Genomic DNA, 16,915 nt, shown 5'->3' with positions numbered 1-16,915 from the left:
CGTGAGCATCTGTGTGCTAGCACTCCTTATAGTCAAATAGCTACAACGCTTATTGTTGGCTGGTGCGCCGCAGGCGCACCCCCTGAACGGTTACCCGTTGAGCAAGTTTCCCTAGTAGGGAAGGGGGAAAAATCAAAGCCTTTCCCATTTTAGGAAAGCCACTGCGCCCTTCTCCCTTGGCGTTAGCCTCTCCCTTTGGGAGAAGGGGAGACGCCAAGGGCGATGCGGTTTCTCGACTGATTCGCTCTTAGCGTTTCCGCAGGGTAGCATGTGGCCTCAGAGGAATAGGAAGTCAGGTTTTCCAGATGACGTGAAAAGTAAGAAGTTATGACTGTCCGTTCGCTTATTTCGATCTCAGTTTCAAACAATTACAAAGTTGTTGTTGGTTAGTGGTAAGCCAGGAGATAATTGTGCAAATTGTACCTGAGTCGACCCACCAGTGCCATCTTGATCAAAGAACAATGCACCAGTAATGTTGTTGTAAATAAATTTTTGATCGCCAGTAGTTGCAGATGCTCCGATCTGAAACTGATTAGCTGAAAGTGAACCGATTGATAACCCGCTACCAAAACGAGCAGCCGATATCCCAATCACGTCATTAGTGGCGTTGAAGTCATAAACTCTATTACCAGTATTGGAACGTAGATCGTAAGTATTAAAAACAAAGGTATCAATACCAGATCCTCCATAGAGACTATCATTACCGTAGCCACCTATGAGGATATCATTGCCATTACCACCTATGAGTGTGTTCTTAGCGTCATATCCTTGAGAGGCTGTGAGAGTATCATTGCCATCGCCTCCATCTAGAAGATTATTACCTGATGCTGATAAATTATTATTTCCATCAATATTCAAGCGATCATCACCTGCACCGCCAATAATCGTATCATTGTCACTGTCATAATAGCCCCCAGAGATCGTATCGTTGCCATTGCTCCCGACAATGTTATCATCGTAGATTGTACCTGTAATATTTAATCCTTCGATATTCTTGTAGCTAACCCCATAGGTGCCCGTCGTAATTGAGCCAATGTTAGTAGTGGCATTGAATGTCGTTGTTATCCCCCCCGTAGCACCGCTGTAATCGACGTATAATACATCATCACCCTTACCCCCATCTATCGTATCTTTGCCACCACTACCCGTGGAGAGCGTATCGTTGCCATTGTTCCCCACAATGTTGTCATCATAGGCTGTACCTAAGATATTTAATTCTTCGATATTCTTGTAGCTAACCCCATAGGTGCCCGTCGTAATTGAGCCAATGTTAGTAGTGGCATTGAATGTTGTTGTAATTCTCCCTGTAGCATTAGTGTAATCGACGGACAATAAATCGTCACCCTTACCTCCATCTATCGTATCTTTGCCACTAACTCCCCCAGAGAGCGTATCGTTGCCATTGCTCCCCATAATATTGTCATCATAGGCTGTACCTGAGATATTTAATCGTTCGATATTCTTGTAGCTAACGCGAGAGATGCCCGCCGTAATAGAGCCAATGTTAGTAGTGGCATTGAATGTTGTTGTAATCCCCCCTGTAGCATTGCTGTAATCGACTCTCAACAAATCGTCACCCTTACCCCCATCTACCGTTTGAGTCACTAAATTAGAGGGGGCAGTATCTGAAGATTTAGCATTTACATAGAAGGAGTCATTGCCATCGCCACCAGAGAGTAGGTTATTACCTGTTGAATACTCAGTACGCAAGGTATCGTTACCTGCGCCACCGTTGAGCGTGTTATTGCCTGAGGAGGCATCAAAAATTTCACCGTTGAAGTACCCGATCAAATACCCAGAGATGGAGAGATAGTCATTGCCTTCGTCACCAGAGAGTAGATTATTGCCTGTTGAATACTCAGCAAGCAAAGTATCGTCACCAACGCCACCGTTGAGCGTGCTATTACCTGAAAAACTAAAAGAGAAAAATGATCTATAATAATCAACGCCAGAACTGGAGAGATAATCATTGCCATCGCCCCCAGAGAGGAAGTTATTGCCCAATGGAGACTGAGCACGCAAAGTATCGTCACCTGCGCCACCGTTGAGCGTATTATTGCCTGAGGAGCCAAAAAAGCCGTTTCCCGCCATAATAAAAAGGTAAGAGGCGTCAAGACTATCATTACCATCGCCCCCAGAGAGGAAGTTATTGCCGAATGAACCCAAAGCACTCAATATATCGTCACCAGCGCCACCGTTAAGGGTGTTATTACCTGAGGCAGGATAGACCCCCTGGCCACCATCATAATTGTAACTAGAGGCTGTGAGAGAATCATTACCATCATCGCCATTCAGTAGATTATTGCCTAATGAGTAGTCAACATTCAACTTATCGTCACCAGTACCACCGTTGAGGGTATTATTGCCTGCACCACCTCGTAGTAAGTCGTTACCACTTAAACCGTCGATTTTGTCATCACCTCCCTGACCATTAATGACATCATCTGAGTTGTCAAAGCCATTAACATTGTTGTTTAGGTCATTAAGGAAGGTGACTGTGTTCAAATTGAAAATAGTGCTTTGGGTGGAGTTGGAATTGAAGACATCAAAGCTATCTGTGATGCTACTTTGTCCGTAAAACAGGATATTACCTGAATTTACGGTGGCTCCAGTAGATGTGCTCAAGTTTTCCAAGTTTTCCAGGGCAAAGTTTTGCAGTATGACTGTGAAACTAAGATCCTTTAGACCTTCAAAGGTGATTTCCAGATTGTTGCCATTCTGAGTCAGTAGCAGATTTTCAGCAGTTAACTCACTATCAAGGAATTTGATAGTATCCACTTCGGCAATGACTCCTACTTTCGGGTTTGTTCCTTTACCTATGCCACCGAAATCAGTGATAGTATCAGTACTTCCAATAGAGTCATCCAAGTCATAAATAAATGTATCCTTGCCGCCCCCACCCGTTAAGGTGTCGTTGCCTCGATTCGCTGTGATGGTATCATTCCCAGCTTTTCCATTAATCGTATCGTCGCTATTAGTGCCTTGTAGGGTATCATTTGCGTTGGTTCCAATGATGTTTGCCATAACTGTTTCCTACCTAAATCGATTTTTGCAGTAACTTTAGTTTTCAAGTGTCAGTGCTGTTTTAGGGCACAAAAATTTCTCGAAAGTTGACGCTTTCGACACAGCTAAATGTCACCCTTGGGGATTAGGAATTTTTAATGGAAATTCTCTTTTTGATTGATTTGCAAGTATTGAGGACTATTTAAGTTTTAAGCATTCTACAAATTCATCAGTGTGTGAATTCACAAAAATAGTAGTTTCAGGCTGATTTTAATCATCCTTCTGCAGTAGCATAGGCAACCATTTACCATAGACATCGCTGACAAAGATTTACAAAAATCGAGCTTGGATGCTCCAAAGCCATAAACCATAATTTAGTTTTTTTGTCAATGCGTAAGTGTTACTAGCTTGAAAATAGGGAAAACTTGATAGAGCATAGGAGAAGGGATCTTTATGCCCCGGTCGTGGACTATTGCCTGTAGGTATTTGGCTTCAAAATGTGAAGTATCTAAATCACATCATACTACGCTTATTACAAAATATTTACTTACATGTCTAGATTTAGACAAATATCTTTGCATATATGTATATATTAAGTACTGAACTTTATATGTACTTGACATTTTCAAGTTAAAGAATTTGCCGAAAGCAGTAGACAGATGTCCTCTGGAGCGATATGATATAAATATTTTGTTTAGCGATCGCTACCAGAAAAATAAATTGTATCCAATTTACAATCGCTCAATTGCTGTGAGCAGACAGAAAATCTCGCTGCTCGGTTGAAGGTAGATATCAAAACCCTGTATTAAATGCAGGTCAAATACAAAACACTTTAGATGAATTTATTAGCTGGAGCAAAGGTAAATACCCCAATGGTTTGGGTTGGCAGTATAACCCAGTTGAAGAAATGTATTATCTAGTACAATAAGCTTAGATCAGTAAACTGATAAGTTTTTCCTGTAGACAAGTATAGAGTATAGGGAAGAAATACAGCCTACATCACATTCTGCCGATCGATAAATGTTCGCTTAACAGCAGAATGCGAGTTTTACAGGGTACAGAGGATAATTTTCTTTACTCTCACCTGTAAGCTATTCCCTTCTTAACTCCTAACTTCCTTTACTATTGTTCCAACAATTTCATCCGCTGCCACCAACGATTCAGAGGATAATAGACCACAGGTGCCCACAGACTACTAAGAATGGCAGAGGCTAGAGCGACACGCTGGTAATATGTCCAAATATCTGTTACTTTGCGCTCATCGCCGATCAAAGTTAATTGCAATCCAAAGATAGTTTCTGCCAAAACTGCCATACCAAACACAATTACAGCAATCGAAATAAAATCTTCATCGATAAAACGCTGTTTCTGGAGCAGACCAGTTAAAATTCCCACTATACCTAAACTGAGGGCATGAGTAGGGTTAGGTGATGTCATGGAATCTTGAAGTAACCCCAGAACTATACCTGCCAATGCCCCGGAAATGACTGTGCGCTTCACACTCCAAGCTACCACCCAAATTAACAGCCAGTTAGGACCAATTCCCAATAATTCCATACCTGGCAAGCGGGTTGGCAATAATAGTAAACATAACACTACAGATCCAGCCGTCACTATCCAACCCAACAACTGACGGATACCGGGATGCCAACGAGAAAGCGGCTGGATTTGGAATTTCGATTTTCGCTCTGAGGATTTTGGCTTTTTCTGCCTGCTGCCACCGAATGCAGGAATCTTCATTTTTCTATGGATTTTCAAGGGAGAATTTACTTAGACTTTTGCGGCACTTGATTTACCGACTTTTGGGTTTCCAACTCTTGGTTTTCTACTTTTGGATAAACAGCTACCCAATCGAGAGAGCGGATTGGCGGAAAAAGCTCAATTTTCGCCACTGATGCCGGAAGTTTCTTTAAATCCAGCGACTTTATCCGTCCTACTGCCAAGCCAGATGGAAATTTCTGACTATAAGTAGATGTGGAAACTAAATCTCCTACCTTAACATTTGGGACTTTTTCATAAAACTCCAGCACAGCTTCTGCCGAAGAATCTCCTCGCAAAACGCCTTTAGCTGCCGTGCGGCTAACTGATACACCCACTTGACTCTTGAGGTCACTGATTAACAACACGCGGCTAGTATTAGGAGTTACACTCTCCACCAGACCCACCAATCCGCCATCTGCCTTGACTATGAAGCCTTCCTGAATCCCTGCATTCGCACCACGATTTAGAAATACTTGTTGCCACCATTGGTCAGCACTACGTCCTACTACCCGTGCTGGAATTGGCCGTGATGCCAGTGGCTCTTTTTCTACATAACCTAATAAATCTTGTAGCTTTATCTTTTGACTTTCTAAATCTACTATACGGGTTTGCAATTCCAATATCCGGGCATCTCTAAAACGTTCTTCTGGAGCCGGCCCTGACTGCAACATCTCTAACGGACGGGTAATTGCTTGGTATGTCTCAAGCACCAATTCACCTTGAGTCTGTCGCAATATGCAAGCACTACCAACTACTAGAGCTAATAACCCGATTTGTAACCCTTTACGATCCCACCAACGTCGTATTGTCACCATATATACCTTGATATACTTATATAAATTAAGTTCTACTTGGATTCTATTTATATAGAACCCAAATAGAACTCAAATCTGATATTTTTTTTGCTACATATTGCGAGAGCTTTCTGTGACAACTCGTTCCAACTGTTTGAAGTTTTCTAACACACGACCTGTTCCCAGCACAACACAGCAGAGAGGATCGGCGGCAATGTGAGTTACAATCCCCGTTTCATGGCTAATGAGGCTATCTATGCCTTTGAGCAAAGCACCGCCGCCAGCTAACATAATACCTCTGTCAATAATGTCTGCTGCTAGTTCTGGAGGTGTACGTTCCAGTGTCCGCTTCACAGCTTCTATAATTACTGATAGCGGTTCTAACATGCTTTCACGGATTTCTGGGCCTTTGATCGTTACAGTTCGCGGTAGACCAGAAAGCAGGTGTAAGCCTCGAACTTCCATAATCGCGTCATTATCATCATTAGTAGGATAGGCAGAACCAATGCGAATCTTGATGTCCTCGGCAGTCCGTTCACCAATGACTAAGTTATGAAGTTTTTTAATATACTGAATGATCGCATCAGTCAGTTCATCTCCAGCAATGCGTACTGATTCGCTGATCACCGTACCCTGAAGACTCAGCACTGCAACTTCTGTTGTGCCACCACCAATATCGATGATCATGTTGCCAGTGGGTTCGGCAACAGGTAGTCCTGCACCAATGGCCGCAGCTACAGGTTCATCAATTAAATATACTTTTCTTGCTCCTGCTTGATGAGCTGCATCCATCACAGCTCGTCTTTCTACTCCTGTGACGCCACTGGGAATACCAATGACAATCCGGGGTAAAATCAAAGACTTACCTTCATTTACACGCTGAATAAAGCTTTTCAGCATTAGCTCGGCTATATCGAAATCAGCGATTACACCATCTCGCAAAGGGCGGAGGGCAATCACATTTCCAGGTGTGCGACCGAGCATTTTTTTAGCTTCTTCTCCTACTGCCAGTGCTACCTTTTGGTTGACATCGATCGCAACTACAGAAGGTTCTTGCAGTACAATACCTTTACCAGATACATAAACGAGAGTGTTAGCGGTACCGAGGTCGATACCCATATCCCATGATGTGCGAAAGTTCCTAAAAATACTCACGCGTTTCTAAACCCCCTATGTGCGATACTTTTTGACTACAACGGTAAGAATTAATCGTGCTGAATTAGATTACGTTTATATCCTGAGTTGAGTAAACTAAACTATATTTTTATCTGATTCTCAGGAATATTTACATATGTCTCAATCCTCTATTTTTTGGTTAACTTAGTATATTCGTATACTTTTATGTATTTCTCCAAGTAATATGTATAATTTTTCAATTCAACTATATTGTTAACTGTTTTACACATTATTTTCAAGAGTTTCACAATTCGCTATGATGAAAGTCGGAATTACTAAGTACGCATGTACTAAAAGGTAACACGTATGAGTATAAATGTTGTCACTCTCATTGGTCGCGTAGGCGGCGACCCAGAGATTAAGTATTTTGAGTCTGGTAGTGTTAAGTGTAGATTGACACTAGCTGTTAATCGCCGTACTAAAGAAGGCGAACATACCGACTGGTTTAATTTAGAACTATGGGGAAAAACGGCGGAGGTAGCAGGTAATTATGTACGTAAAGGCAAACAAATTGCCGTCAAAGGTTCCTTGAAGTTTGACACATGGAGTGATCGCCAAACAGGAGCAAACCGCTCATCACCAGTTATCCAAGTAGACCAACTGGATTTATTAGGCTCTAAGCGAGATGGAGAAGGCGGTACAGAAAATATGTCTTCAGAACATTTTTAATTGGGCATTGGGCAATGTCCTTTATCTTCACAAATGACATTGCCCAAAGTCTGAGCGCCGGCTTCCGGCGCTCAAACTTTGTAAGAGAGGACTAATAACTAATAACTGATTTGTAGTGTCACCGATGCTTCTACTTGCTGCTCACCACCAACGACAGGGGTGGAAGCATCAGCTACCTTGGCAGCCTCAGCCCGTAAAAACATGGGTGGTGGAGGTGGACTGGCATTATTAACTTGAACGCTCACCACTTCTTTGGGTTTGAAACCCAAGGCACTGAAAACAGCATCAGCTTGCTGCTGGGCGTCTTGGGTAGCTTCTTTTAATGCTTGTTTTTGAGCAGATGCGATCGCTTGGTCATTCGCAACAAAACTAATGCCGTTAATTTGTGTTGCACCCGCTTTCACTGCATCATCCAATAATGTACCAGCTTTCTCGGTGGGAATGCGAAAACTCACGGTGTTAGTGGCAGCATAGCCTGTAATCCGCTGCACATTATTAGTGTAGCTATAAACTGGGTTAAGTTGAATACCAGTGGTTTGTAATTTTTCGACATTTTGGCTCTTGAGGAACGCAACTACAGCCGATGACCTCCGGGCGGCTTCTTGCTGTATCTCCTGTGCTGTTTTCCCCTGAATTTCTACTCCTAAACTGACTTGTGCCAAGGTTGCAGGAGTTGTTTCCACTCCGCGACCAGTGACGCTAAGGGTTCGCCACAATTTATCCTTTTCTTGTGCTAACGCAGGCAGTACAAAAGTTGTACATAAGAGCAAAGCTAAAGGCAGTATTTTCCACAAGTTTCCAGATGGAAACTGAGAACCGAGTAAAGCGCTTCTAGTCATAAGATTTGCACTCCTCAAAGTATCCACAGATGTTTTTAATAAGCGTATGTAGCAATCTTTTGGTGGCTATTAAAAGTTAACAGTCACCACAAGTTTTTCACAACTTAAGTGCGATCGCTAGATCCGATTTATATGTTCTTACTTTGACACTGCCATAATCAAAAGCTGAAATGGTTACATTTTTGGATACTAAAAAAATTACACTAGTACGCTACGGCGTAAATAGAGCAACCATTTAAAATCCCTAAAGAGCTTATTCCATAATACTTTTGATTTTTGAAGGCCAGTTGCTTCTCCTGTCGGAGACGCTGCGCGAACAAGTCGGCAAAGCCGCCCAACGCACTGGCTCCTTTTGATTTTTGACTTCCGCCTTGCGGTACTAGCCTTTTTGGAGATTTGTCGTGGCGTATTGGCTGCTGAAAACTGAACCGGAAAATTATTCCTACTTCGATTTGGAACGGGATGGCAGTACAGTTTGGGATGGAGTCAACAATTCCCTAGCGCTCAAACATCTACGTACCATGCTCCTTGGTGACTTGGCGTTCATTTATCACACAGGCAAGGAACGGCAAGTCATAGGTTTAGCAGAGATAGTTAGTCAACCCTATATCGATCCAGCACTCAATGACAGCAAACGGGCAGTTGTAGATGTGCAGGCATTACAAAGATTACACCAACCCGTCACCCTAGCCCAAATCAAACAGGATGGTAAATTCACAGATTTTGACTTGCTGCGACTGCCTAGACTATCTGTAGTCCCAGTTTGGGAAGTCTACTGGCAATACTTGATCGAGTTGACAGGTGGTACAAATTAATTTGTGTCAGCTGCCAATTGCATCTTCATAGGATGTTTTTCAGAAACGCGTCAAAATCAAAGAGAAGGATTTTCACAGAACCCATGCATTTGTTAGATCCAATCAGCTACTCTTTTCCTCTGTTGGCCAGCGCAACACAAGCCGCAGACAGTTCAATGGTAGTAGCAGCAGTGCTACTAAGCTTAGTAGTCATTTATCTCGCCAGCAAAGTTGGTGGAGAGTTATCAAACCAAGTGGGTTTCCCGCCTGTCTTAGGCGAATTAGTAGGTGGTGTGGTAGTGGGCATCTCTGTTCTCCACCTTTTAGTCTTTCCAGAAGGCAGCACAGACAGTTCTAGCTCTTTGATCATCTCCTTTCTTCAAACCACTGCTGGTTTAACGCCTGAAGCCACTCCAGCGGTGTTTGCAGCGCAGTCTGAGGTCGTTTCCGTTTTGGCAGAATTGGGTGTGATCATCCTGCTATTTGAAATCGGCTTGGAATCGAACTTAAAAGATTTAATGGCAGTTGGTATCCAAGCCACCGTCGTCGCAGTAGTGGGGGTGGCAGTACCCTTTGCCGCTGGTACTGTAGGACTGATGACTTTGTTTGGTATTGGCGCTGTACCTGCAATTTTTGCCGGAGCGGCTTTGACTGCCACTAGTATTGGGATGACTTCCAAGGTGCTGTCAGAATTAGGACGACTCAATTCTAAAGAAGGGCAGATTATTTTGGGTGCTGCCGTAATTGACGACGTACTGGGAATCATCGTTTTAGCGGTAGTAGCTAGCCTAGCTAAAGATGGCGTGGTGGATGTAAACAAAGTCATTTATTTGATTATCAGCGCCACTGGTTTTATTTTGGGAGCAATATTACTGGGCAATGTTTTCAATAAGTCCTTTGTGGCGATCGCTGATAAACTCAAAACACGCGGTGGACTGGTAATCCCAGCATTTATCTTTGCCTTTGCGATGGCATACCTTGCTGCCGTCATCCAATTAGAAGCAATTCTGGGAGCTTTTGCGGCTGGTTTAGTCCTGGAGGAGACAGATAAGCGCAAAGAACTGCAAACGCAAGTCGTACCCATTGCCGATATGTTAGTGCCAATTTTCTTTGTGACTGTTGGGGCAAAAACCGATTTGGGAGTTTTAAACCCAGCAATTCCCGACAATCGGGAAGGTCTAATTATGGCAACTTTCCTGATCACAGTAGCCATTCTCGGTAAAGTAATCACAGGCTTAAGCGTGTTTGGTCAACCGGAAATCAACCGTTTAGCAATCGGTGTGGGGATGATTCCCAGAGGGGAAGTTGGTTTAGTGTTTGCTGGTGTCGGCGCAGCCAGTGGCGCTCTCTCGAAACCATTAGGAGCAGCAATTATCATGATGGTTATCTTGACAACCTTTTTAGCTCCTCCTTTGTTACGATTTGTATTTCCAGATCCAAAAACTGTGGATGCAGGCTCAGAGCAACTGATTTTAGATGGTTCCTGTGGAACTTCGTTGGTAATTGAACCACCTGCGTCGAGGGTGCCAGCATCAAATGATAGTGGCAATTTGGAAGTAACTCCAGAATCTGGCGATCGCTAATTAAAGTCTTGGGTAAATTCTAACTGAGTTCTGAGTGATTTTGCTCGGAACTCAGGACTCTGAATTCAGTACTATCACCGGGCTTTGAAGATTTTGCGATTGTGCAGTGGAAACTTCTCTCCTCAAATTTCCGTCCCGTGTGATTGTAGAATAATCGTTTGTTTCTAATTTCTACCAGCATTCGGAGTGTTATTTATTTCCAGTCTCCCTTGGCTTGTGAGCCTTTATGTGAATATTTTCCAGTTAATTGGGAGTAACATCCATAAATCTTGCTAGATCATCTCACAGTAATGGGAATTATTTACTTAGTGCATTGATGGCAACAAACAAAAAACAGTTATCAGTGAACAGTTATCAGTTTTTAGTTTTTTAGCTTCCTTGGGAGTCAGAGTCTCCCACCTCTAAAGGTGGAGGGTTTCACATGGGGATTTAGACCTAATATGAAACCTGATAACTGATTTAAGCGTGTTTTTATACCAGCTTAAAAAATCAAAAAAGGCATCAGAAGTCAAGTTTAGGTGGTGACGATGTGATGATTTACCAATGAGTTGAGATATTGACGGCTCCCATGAACGTGAATTAGGAGAAAGGACTGTGAAATTACACTGGTTACTACCCAGCACTATTGGAACTATCTTCATGCTATCGTCGCCGGCAATGGCTGCGAGACTTGAATCTTGGCGCTTTGATGCCAATCAAAACAGGCTGGAAATTAATACTGTGGGAGCAGTTCAACCCCAAGCACAATTAGTTTTTAACCCGACTCGTTTGGTAATTGATTTGCCAGGAACCACATTTGGGCGTCCGCAGCTAACCCAACAGGTGGGCAGTGGAATTCGCTCGATCCGTGTTGGGCAGTTTGATGCAGAAACGACGCGTATAGTTGTCGAACTGACTCCTGGTTATACTTTAGACCCTAAACGAGTGCAATTTGTGGGTACAACTGGTGATCGCTGGACAGTGCAATTACCTAAGCCAAAAGTCGAGAAAGTTGCTTCATCTCCTAGAAGTGCTTACAGTGTTGTTACCCCAGACTCTGAGCCTCAACCTCGGATCTCAAGGGTTGCTACTACACAGGGGGGAACTCAAATTGAGAGCTTACAAGTCACAGGCGATGGGTTGTTCATTCGTACCAGTGGTGGTAATCCTCCGATTCAGGTAATTCGGAGCCGCGATCGCGCTACCATCTTCATGGATATCTCTGACGCATCCTTATCACCACGTCTGAGGCAACAGAATAATATACCCGTTAATAAATATGGTGTTAGCCGCGTCGAATTCACCCGATTACAAACCCGACCTCCTGGTGTCCGTTTGACTTTGCAGGTAGATAAAAATAGCCCAGACTGGCAAGCAATTAATAGTAACAGCGGTGGTTTGGTGGTTCTACCTAGTCGTGTTGTCAGATTGCCTGGAAGCAATAATTCGGACAATCAGTCAGAACGCGTTTCTTTTCCCAGCAGACTATCTGCTAACAACTCACCAGCAACAATTGAGTCTATACAACTGGCTAATAATGGTACACAACTGCTAATTAAAGCCGACCAAACTTTATCTGCTAGGGGAATCTGGGATAGATCATCAGGTGTGTTCCGGGTCACAATTACCAATGCCAAGTTAGCTGCCAGAGTTACAGGCCCTACTTTTGCTGCCAATAGCCCCATTCTCAGAGTCCGGCTGCAACCGCAAGCACCCAATACAGTTGTTGTTTTAGTTCAACCAGCAGCCGGAGTGCAACTTGGGCAACCCAGGCAAATTGGCAACCAGCTTTTGGTATCAATACAAAGTTCTCATCGGGTTGTCGCACTCCCTGGAAGACCCCCCTTTGCCTTACCTGGGCTACCACCGCCAAACCGGGGGCCATTCCCAGACCTAAACAATCCAAATCCCCAGCCTCTAATACAACCACAGCGCCGAGTTACCAATGGGCGAGTGGTAGTCGTCATTGACCCCGGACATGGTGGCAAAGACTCTGGAGCGCTTGGCATTGGGGGGGCACGCGAAAAGGATGTTATCTTACCTATCGGTAGAAGGCTGGCTGAGATTTTGCAGCAAAATGGTGTACAAGTAATTATGACCAGAGATTCTGACTATTTTGTTACCCTTCCAGGACGGGTGCAATTATCAGAGCGAGCTAATGCTGATGTGTTTGTTAGCATCCACGCTAATTCAGCAGGTGCGAGTCGTCCCGATGTTAATGGCTTGGAAGTCTATTATTACGACAGCGGTTTGGGTCTAGCTCGCATTGTCCGCAGTAGCATTCTCCAAAGTATTGGGACTATCAAAGACAGGGGAGTGCGGCGAGCCAGATTTTATGTTCTCAGAAAAAGTTCTATGCCCTCCATTCTCGTGGAAACGGGTTATATGACTGGTCGAGAGGATATGGCTAGGCTGAGAACCTCAGCTTACCAAAATAAAATGGCAGAGGCGATCGCTCGTGGTGTTCTTCAGTATCTAAAGAGAAGATAAGTAATTTAGTCGAAATTATTGAGTAAATACATCTAATCTTTACTATTTTTATCCAATTTAGTAGTAAAACAATTTAAGTATTCTTGCGGTGGGACAAGAGTAGCTTCTTTATTATTGTCATCTGATGCTTTGCAAGCCACCCAATTTTGGATTTTGGACTTCGGCAACTCTTAGAGACGCTCTTGCGAACGCTTCAGTCGAACGATTTTGGATTTTGGTGAAGCAGCGCGATATTAAGGGTTTCCACGCCACTTGCTTTATATCGGGAGCAAGGGCGCACTGCCTCCTTTATGCCGGAAAACCCGTCCACAGCGGTGGTTACCCATGAGCGATTGCACCAAGCCGTTCGCGCAGCGTCTCCCCTTGGGAGAAGGGATTGACCCCACTAATAAAAGGATGGGACTTGATAATTTTGAATTTAGGATAATTGAATTATTTCAGGTCACAAGGGGTGTTAGTCTAGCAAGACGTTAGTCTGGCATGAACCAAAAATCAAAAAATCTAAAATTGGGAATCTAAAATCTAAAATTGACAGTCAAATTTATCTGAGCTAATGGCATGGCAAATTCACAAGAGCGTGCTATATTTTACCCCATTAGCTGTGTCTTAATAACAGCGCAAAACTCAAGTGGGCGCGGTGATGGTGTGAGGATTTGCCAATATGTTGAGATGTTGATGGCTCCCATGAATGTGAATCAGGAGAAAGGACTGTGAAATTACACTGGTTACTATCCAGTACTATTGGAACTATCTTCATGCTATCGTCGCCAGCAATGGCCGCGAAACTTGAATCTTGGCGTTTTGATGCCAATCAAAACAGGCTAGAAATTAATACTTTAGGCGATGTTCAACCACAAGCACAATTAATTTTTAACCCGACTCGTTTGGTAATTGATTTGCCAGGAACCACATTTGGGCGTCCGCAGCTAACCCAACAGGTGGGTGGTGCAATTCGTTCGATCCGTGTTGGGCAGTTTGATGAACAAACAACACGTATAGTCGTTGAAGTTACTCCTGGTTATACTTTAGACCCCAAACGAGTACAATTTGTTGGCAGAACTGGCGATCGCTGGACAGTGCAATTACCTACGCCAGAAGCCGAAAATGTACCCTTAAAAAATACTGTGGGGCAACAAGAACAAGCTATAGCAACAGAAACTTCACCGAGAACATCTCCACCAGTCTTCTCCCAAAGAGATATCTACAACGTGGTGACAACAGGTTCTGTCAATCCACCTAGAAACGGAATGCTTGTCGCCAGGGGTACTCAAATTGAGGACTTACAAGTCACTGGCGATGGTTTTTTCATCCGTACCAATGGTGGTAATCCTCAGATTCAGGTTAATCGTAGCAATGATCAGAGGGCAATTAACATCGATATTGCTGGCGCAACTTTATCACCTATTCTAAAGCAGCGGGATTTGTCGATTAATCGCTATGGTGTCAGCCGGATTCAGTTCAGCCAACTGCAAACAAGCCCATCTGTTGTTCGCCTGACTTTACAGGTAGAGGAAAATAGTCCCAATTGGCGAGCAACCACTAGTAGTCTTGGTGGTTTTGTCGTTCTGCCCAGTCGTGGCGTTGCCCAGTTGCCTGGAGGTAACAATCCACGGCCTATACCATCTACTAACACCTCACCTGCTACTATTGAGTCTGTGCAACTGGCTAATAATGGCACACAATTGCTGATTAGAGCCGACCAAGCTTTATCTGCTACAGGAGGCTGGGATAGAAGCTCTGGTCTATTCCGCATAACTATCAACAATGCTCGGTTAGCTCCCAAAGTCACAGGTCCGACTTTTAATCCTAACAGCCCTATCTTGCGAGTCCGCCTGCAACCACAAGAATCGAATACTGTCATCGTCTTGGTTCAACCAGCAGCCGGAGTGCAAATTGGGGAACTCAACCAGGTTGGCGACGAGCTTTTGGCTCTAGAATTACAACGCTTTGGTAGCGTCACAGCGCCCATTGCTTTACCTCCTCTGCCATCGCCAAACCAAGGTCAATTCCCAAACCCTACAGATATTCCCCGGACAATTTCGCAGCCACGGCCACACCCCTCGGTTCCCAAAGGGAAATTGCTAGTAGTTATTGACCCAGGACATGGTGGAAAAGATTCAGGTGCCCCTGGTCTGGGCGGACTTTTAGAAAAGGATGTAATCCTGCCTATTGGTAAAAGGGTAGCAGCAATTTTAGAGCAAAATGGTGTAAAAGCTGTACTAACGCGGGATGCTGACTTTTTCGTAGAACTTCAGGGACGGGTAGAAATTGCTGAACGAGTTAATGCGACTGCGTTTGTCAGCATTCACGCTAATTCCGTTGATAATCGCCCTGATGTAAATGGGTTAGAAGTATATTATTACGACAGCGGTTATGCTCTGGCTGAAGTAGTTCGCAATACCATCCTCCAGAACATCGGTACTATCAAAAACCGGGGAACCCGCAAAGCCAGATTCTACGTTCTCAGGAAAAGCTCTATGCCCTCGATTTTAGTGGAAACAGGCTATATGACTGGTTACGAGGATAATCCCAGATTAGGAACGCCAGAGTATCAAAATCGGATGGCAGAAGCGATCGCTCGTGGCATCCTCAAATACTTACACCAGAGGTAATATAGTACAAATAACTAATTAAAGAGGTGGTATTTAAGCTTCTTTTACGTGCAGAATTTAGTAGTCAATTTGCAGATTGTCTGCTAAATTCTGTATTTTAAATCCAAAAACCTAAATCAACATCTGCCTGTGTATTCATCTTCCATCTTTGAAGGGAATCTTAACGATTTTTCGGCTCTTGAACCCCAACGGGCCCCAATTGGCATCTTTGATAGTGGTGTGGGTGGACTGACGGTACTGCGACAACTATATCGGCAACTCCCCAACGAATCAATTGTTTACTTTGGGGATACAGCTCGACTTCCTTACGGAATTCGTTCACAAGCAGAAATTTTACAATTTACGCGGGAAATTCTTACCTGGCTACAACAGCAGCGGGTAAAAATGGTGATTATGGCTTGCAACACCAGTTCTGCCCTAGCCCTAGAAACGGTGCGTCATGAATTCAGCATACCCATTTTGGGAGTGATCCTACCGGGTGCAAAAGCAGCGGTGCAGCAAGGAAAACGGATTGGTGTGATTGCCACTCCAGCTACAGCTAAGAGTAATGCTTATAAGCACGCTATACTCGAAATTGCTCCTGATGTCCAAGTCTGGCAAGTCGGATGTCCAGAGTTTGTGCCACTCATCGAGCAAAACCGCATTCACGATCCCTACACTGCTGAAGTTGCACGAGCCTACCTAAAGCCTTTACTAGAGCAGGAAATTGACACCTTAGTTCACGGCTGTACCCATTATCCTCACCTTACACCAGTATTGCGATCGCTCCTCCCCTCTCAAGTCCAATTGGTTGACCCGGCTGTTCATGTCGCCGCAGCTTGTGCCCAAGAGCTAGACTTGCTAGGCTTAAGAAATACTTACCTCCCACTGCCAACTCGCTTCGCCGTCAGCGGTTGTCCGCAACAGTTTTCCCAGTCAGGAGTGCAGTGGCTAGGCTATACCCCAATGGTTGAAGAGGTTTGCTTCACTGATACCGCTATTTCCCAACTCCAATAAAACTATTTAAAAAATGAGAAGTTATACCAATTCTTTGTTAAATGCACAAAATCAAGCTAGCTCAGACTTAGGGCAAAATTCCCAAGTTCTAGAGCAATCTCATAAGTAGTTGGATAAAAATATTTATAGTACGCCTTATGTGAGTGAGAAGGGGTAGCAAAAAAGAAAGGGAAACCACAAGATAAAGGTAACGAAACCAAAGCTTGAGGTCTCCCAATG

Annotated in this window: 12 protein-coding genes; 7 read left to right on the top strand and 5 right to left on the bottom strand. The window is 43.9% G+C overall.

All coding sequences use genetic code 11. From position 1 onward, the window contains the following. Nucleotides 1–360: 360 nt before the first annotated feature. The 4 genes from V7K21_RS03190 to V7K21_RS03175 form a co-directional block, all read right to left on the bottom strand. A complete protein-coding gene (locus V7K21_RS03190) occupies nucleotides 361–3,024 on the bottom strand; it encodes a beta strand repeat-containing protein (RefSeq protein WP_335171460.1) in 2,664 nt (887 codons plus the stop codon). A gap of 1,101 nt (nucleotides 3,025–4,125) precedes the next feature. Then, complete coding sequence (gene mreD, locus V7K21_RS03185; protein ID WP_335171458.1) at nucleotides 4,126–4,743, bottom strand: rod shape-determining protein MreD; 618 nt, start codon at nucleotides 4,741–4,743, stop codon at nucleotides 4,126–4,128. A gap of 26 nt (nucleotides 4,744–4,769) precedes the next feature. Beyond that, nucleotides 4,770–5,579, bottom strand: coding sequence for a rod shape-determining protein MreC (mreC, locus tag V7K21_RS03180; RefSeq protein ID WP_335171456.1), 810 nt, complete (start codon nucleotides 5,577–5,579; stop codon nucleotides 4,770–4,772). A 90-nt stretch (nucleotides 5,580–5,669) separates the two neighbouring features. After that, complete coding sequence (locus V7K21_RS03175) at nucleotides 5,670–6,677, bottom strand: rod shape-determining protein (RefSeq protein ID WP_335171463.1); 1,008 nt, start codon at nucleotides 6,675–6,677, stop codon at nucleotides 5,670–5,672. Nucleotides 6,678–7,040: 363 nt separating this feature from the next. Between V7K21_RS03175 and V7K21_RS03170 the strand changes: the two genes are divergently transcribed. Continuing rightward, on the top strand, nucleotides 7,041–7,403 hold the full coding sequence (locus V7K21_RS03170; protein ID WP_298911815.1) for a single-stranded DNA-binding protein: 363 nt from the start codon (nucleotides 7,041–7,043) through the stop codon (nucleotides 7,401–7,403). A gap of 98 nt (nucleotides 7,404–7,501) precedes the next feature. On the opposite strand, the gene V7K21_RS03165 is transcribed toward V7K21_RS03170, so the two are convergent. Further along, nucleotides 7,502–8,242 carry an SIMPL domain-containing protein gene (locus tag V7K21_RS03165; protein ID WP_335171454.1) on the bottom strand — a complete coding sequence of 247 codons (741 nt, stop codon included), beginning with the start codon at nucleotides 8,240–8,242 and terminating at the stop codon, nucleotides 7,502–7,504. 401 nt (nucleotides 8,243–8,643) lie between these two features. Here V7K21_RS03165 and V7K21_RS03160 point away from each other — a divergent pair, with 401 nt between their 5' ends. The 6 genes from V7K21_RS03160 to murI all read left to right on the top strand — a co-directional run bounded on the left by V7K21_RS03160 (nucleotide 8,644) and on the right by murI (nucleotide 16,696). Continuing rightward, nucleotides 8,644–9,057, top strand: a complete 414-nt coding sequence (locus tag V7K21_RS03160) for an EVE domain-containing protein (protein ID WP_335171451.1) — start codon at nucleotides 8,644–8,646, stop codon at nucleotides 9,055–9,057. A gap of 83 nt (nucleotides 9,058–9,140) precedes the next feature. Further along, nucleotides 9,141–10,619 carry a cation:proton antiporter gene (locus V7K21_RS03155; RefSeq protein ID WP_335171449.1) on the top strand — a complete coding sequence of 493 codons (1,479 nt, stop codon included), beginning with the start codon at nucleotides 9,141–9,143 and terminating at the stop codon, nucleotides 10,617–10,619. Between the two features lie 594 nt (nucleotides 10,620–11,213). Next, nucleotides 11,214–13,088, top strand: a complete 1,875-nt coding sequence (locus V7K21_RS03150; protein WP_335171446.1) for an N-acetylmuramoyl-L-alanine amidase — start codon at nucleotides 11,214–11,216, stop codon at nucleotides 13,086–13,088. 558 nt (nucleotides 13,089–13,646) lie between these two features. Next, nucleotides 13,647–13,802: a hypothetical protein gene (locus V7K21_RS03145; protein WP_335171443.1), complete on the top strand. Its 156-nt coding sequence runs from the start codon at nucleotides 13,647–13,649 to the stop codon at nucleotides 13,800–13,802. Beyond that, nucleotides 13,799–15,700: an N-acetylmuramoyl-L-alanine amidase gene (locus V7K21_RS03140; RefSeq protein ID WP_335171441.1), complete on the top strand. Its 1,902-nt coding sequence runs from the start codon at nucleotides 13,799–13,801 to the stop codon at nucleotides 15,698–15,700. The genes V7K21_RS03145 and V7K21_RS03140 overlap by 4 nt, the downstream gene beginning before the upstream one ends. 129 nt (nucleotides 15,701–15,829) lie before the next feature. Further along, on the top strand, nucleotides 15,830–16,696 hold the full coding sequence (murI, locus tag V7K21_RS03135; RefSeq protein WP_335171439.1) for a glutamate racemase: 867 nt from the start codon (nucleotides 15,830–15,832) through the stop codon (nucleotides 16,694–16,696). Nucleotides 16,697–16,915: the final 219 nt, after the last annotated feature.

Source organism: Nostoc sp. (assembly GCF_036919595.1).
In the GTDB taxonomy this organism is placed as follows: Bacteria; Cyanobacteriota; Cyanobacteriia; order Cyanobacteriales; family Nostocaceae; genus Nostoc.
Note: the sequence above shows the minus strand (reverse complement) of the source record. Positions and strands in the feature narration are given on the sequence as shown.

Bases quoted from the DNA above. Each gene is read 5' to 3' on its own strand.
- V7K21_RS03190 (WP_335171460.1), bottom strand. From the start codon at position 3,024: ATGGCAAACATCATTGGAACCAACGCAAATGATACCCTACAAGGCACT.
- mreD (WP_335171458.1), bottom strand. From the start codon at position 4,743: ATGAAGATTCCTGCATTCGGTGGCAGCAGGCAGAAAAAGCCAAAATCC.
- mreC (WP_335171456.1), bottom strand. From the start codon at position 5,579: ATGGTGACAATACGACGTTGGTGGGATCGTAAAGGGTTACAAATCGGG.
- V7K21_RS03175 (WP_335171463.1), bottom strand. From the start codon at position 6,677: ATGGGTATCGACCTCGGTACCGCTAACACTCTCGTTTATGTATCTGGT.
- V7K21_RS03170 (WP_298911815.1), top strand. From the start codon at position 7,041: ATGAGTATAAATGTTGTCACTCTCATTGGTCGCGTAGGCGGCGACCCA.
- V7K21_RS03165 (WP_335171454.1), bottom strand. From the start codon at position 8,242: ATGACTAGAAGCGCTTTACTCGGTTCTCAGTTTCCATCTGGAAACTTG.
- V7K21_RS03155 (WP_335171449.1), top strand. From the start codon at position 9,141: ATGCATTTGTTAGATCCAATCAGCTACTCTTTTCCTCTGTTGGCCAGC.
- V7K21_RS03145 (WP_335171443.1), top strand. From the start codon at position 13,647: ATGGCAAATTCACAAGAGCGTGCTATATTTTACCCCATTAGCTGTGTC.